This is a genomic window from Flavobacterium sp. (genome assembly GCF_044369455.1).
GTDB lineage: Bacteria > Bacteroidota > Bacteroidia > Flavobacteriales > Flavobacteriaceae > Flavobacterium.
In genome coordinates, this window is the sequence record NZ_JBIPLW010000026.1 from 1 (window position 1) to 2,565 (window position 2,565).

The 2,565-nt window shown below is 49.0% G+C and carries 4 protein-coding genes; all 4 read left to right on the forward strand.

The window, feature by feature from the left end; all coding sequences use genetic code 11:
• Positions 1-96: an SDR family oxidoreductase gene (locus ACIQ2L_RS13395; protein ID WP_396159673.1), complete on the forward strand. Its 96-nt coding sequence runs from the start codon at positions 1-3 to the stop codon at positions 94-96.
• Positions 97-233: 137 nt separating this feature from the next.
• Positions 234-641 (forward strand): GxxExxY protein, encoded by a 408-nt coding sequence (locus ACIQ2L_RS13400; RefSeq protein WP_396159666.1) that lies wholly within the window; start codon positions 234-236, stop codon positions 639-641.
• A gap of 326 nt (positions 642-967) precedes the next feature.
• On the forward strand, positions 968-1,585 hold the full coding sequence (locus tag ACIQ2L_RS13405) for a DapH/DapD/GlmU-related protein (RefSeq protein ID WP_396159668.1): 618 nt from the start codon (positions 968-970) through the stop codon (positions 1,583-1,585).
• A gap of 217 nt (positions 1,586-1,802) precedes the next feature.
• Positions 1,803-2,565 (forward strand): aminotransferase class I/II-fold pyridoxal phosphate-dependent enzyme (locus tag ACIQ2L_RS13410; protein WP_396159671.1); only part of this gene is annotated, 763 nt, incomplete at its 3' end.

Here is a 2,565-nt window from a genome sequence, read left to right on the forward strand (position 1 = left end):
ATCGAATCGGTAGCCTCGACGATCGTATTTTTGTTAGGCCCTGAAAGCCGATCGATCACCGGGCAAGATATCGTTGTCGATTCTGGGACGATTTAAGCGACGAGAAGTAAACATGGATTCACAGGATTCACAGGATGCCTTTATCCTGAGTATCATGCCCATCGATGTTCATTCCATTTAATTCGAAGAACTTTTGGTGATTCACAATATTCTATACAGCAGGAGAAACGAACATGGATATGCAAGATCTACAGGATGATGGTAGAACCGACTTGCAGTTTGGAGAAATCACTGAGAAAATCATCGGTTGTGCGTTCGAAGTCATCAATGAGTTGGGAACCGGGTTTCTCGAATCAGTTTATGAAAAAGCCTTGACAATCGCTCTCCAGGAAAAGGGATTTCGAGTGCAATGCCAACATCCTATCCGTGTCTATTTTCGACAACGAATCGTTGGCGAGTTCTATACCGACCTTTTGGTAGAAGGAAAAATCATCGTTGAGCTTAAGGTGGCAAAGGCGATCGCTCCTGAGTACCAGGCACAGATTATAAACTACCTAAAGGCAACCGGAATCGAGGTCGGCCTACTTGTTAATTTTGGCAATCCGAAACTCGAATTCAAACGATTCACACGACAAAAGTGAATGTACACAGCGAATGGAAATCATCCTGCACATCTTATCCATCCATGTTCATTCCCGTTTGTTCTGATCCAGAACGTTCGTTGCAAAAGGAGAAAGGGACATGGACATAAAGGATTTACAGGATGACGGGCATTCCGATCTGCGGCTTAGAAAGATTGCTGAGAGCATCATTGGTTGTGCACTATAGGTATCATTACTATTCATCGATATGAAACTATCCTGGACATCGTGTTCATACATGTTCATTCCCTTTGTTCCTTTTTCGGTCATGATGACAGGCAGGGATGCCTATCCTACTCTGCTCGCAACTCGCAACTTTCTTAGCCATGTCTGCTTTGTTGATTTTTGGAAATAGGACCGCGCAAGAGGTTGCGGAAACCGCTGCGATTGTTCCTGGTAATACGTTCTCACGTATCGAACAAAGATTCTTTTCGGTGGAGTCTTTCGAGAACGAGATTTGCCGTGAAGCGGAATCCTGGAACTGCGAAATTCGATACCATATCGGTATCACCGATATGAAGTGGAAATTGTTGATCCACGAGCATTGTACGGCCAAGGATTGGAAACCCGCGACCATCATTCATCCCAGTGCCTTTATCTCGCCAACGGCGAGCGTCGGTGATGGAGTATTCATTGCAGCCCATGTCGCAGTCTCTTCGGATGCACGCATCGATGATTTCTGTCTTGTGCACTTTAACGCTAGTATCGGACATGACGCTCGTATCGGCAGCTTTTCCTCAATATTGCCTGGTTCTCGGATCAGCGGAAATGCATCCGTAGGAAAGCGAAGCATGATTGGGAGCAATGCATTCGTTGCAAGCGGTGTGAAGATCGGTGATGACTGCCGAGTCGATGCCATGACGTATGTACGTCACCCATTGCCCGATGGCTTTATCGCTTCGGTAAGAACCCCGAATGCGGTCAAGCGTGTGGATTTGTTGTGACCGGAATCGAGACAATCCCCTCACCCCCAACCCCTCTCCCCTTAGAAAGAGGCTGCTGAATTAGTGAGCCGATGGGCGCTAGCCCCGGTTTAGTGGCTTCGCCACAGCCGGCAACCGGGGCTAGCGCCCGACGGCTCACCAAGAACCAACAAGCCGGGCCTAAATCAGCAGCCTCTAGAAAGGGGCGAGGGGAGCTAGAACACTAAGCAATCCAAGAATGTTAGCAGCAAAAATTGTAGACGCGGTTCGACGAACGATTGGCGATGCCCAATCGTTGGTGTTTCTTCATGAACCCTACTTACCTCCCAACAGTTCGCAATACGTACAAGAGTGTATTGATACTGGTTGGGTGTCTTCCGCGGGTGCGTATGTCACTACGTTTGAAAAGCAATTGTCGGAGTTTACCGGCAGTACGCGAGCCGTGGCCGTGGTCAACGGCACAGCGGCCTTGCAACTCTGTTTTCAGCTTGCAGGCGTGCAACGGGACGATGAGATTTTGTGTCCCTCTCTTTCCTTTGTGGCCACAGCCAATGCAATATCCCATTGCGGGGCAGTCCCGCATTTTATCGACGTCGAACCTACTCGGATGTCGTTGTGCCCGGAAGAGCTTGAAAAACGTTTGTCACTTATTGGCCGAATGGAAAATGGCCGATTCATCAATCGCGAAACCGGTCGACGTATGGCTGCCGTTTGTCCGATGCACTGCTTGGGCCATCCGGCCGATATCCAAGGGATTCTCGACGTTTGTAATCGTTTTGAACTGCCACTGGTGGAAGATGCGGCCGAATCCCTCGGGTCGTACTATGCAGGAAAGCATACAGGACGGTTTGGACTGATTTCCGCTGTGAGTTTCAATGGCAACAAGATCTTAACAACGGGTGGAGGTGGAGCGATCTTGACCGATGACGCGACATTGGCCGACAGGGCCAAACACCTTTCAACAACGGCGAAAGTGGCTCATCCGTGGGAGTTCTACCACG

Excerpts from the sequence above, each read along its gene's own strand:
- ACIQ2L_RS13400 (WP_396159666.1), top strand. The coding sequence starts at position 234 with ATGGATATGCAAGATCTACAGGATGATGGTAGAACCGACTTGCAGTTT.
- ACIQ2L_RS13405 (WP_396159668.1), top strand. The coding sequence starts at position 968 with ATGTCTGCTTTGTTGATTTTTGGAAATAGGACCGCGCAAGAGGTTGCG.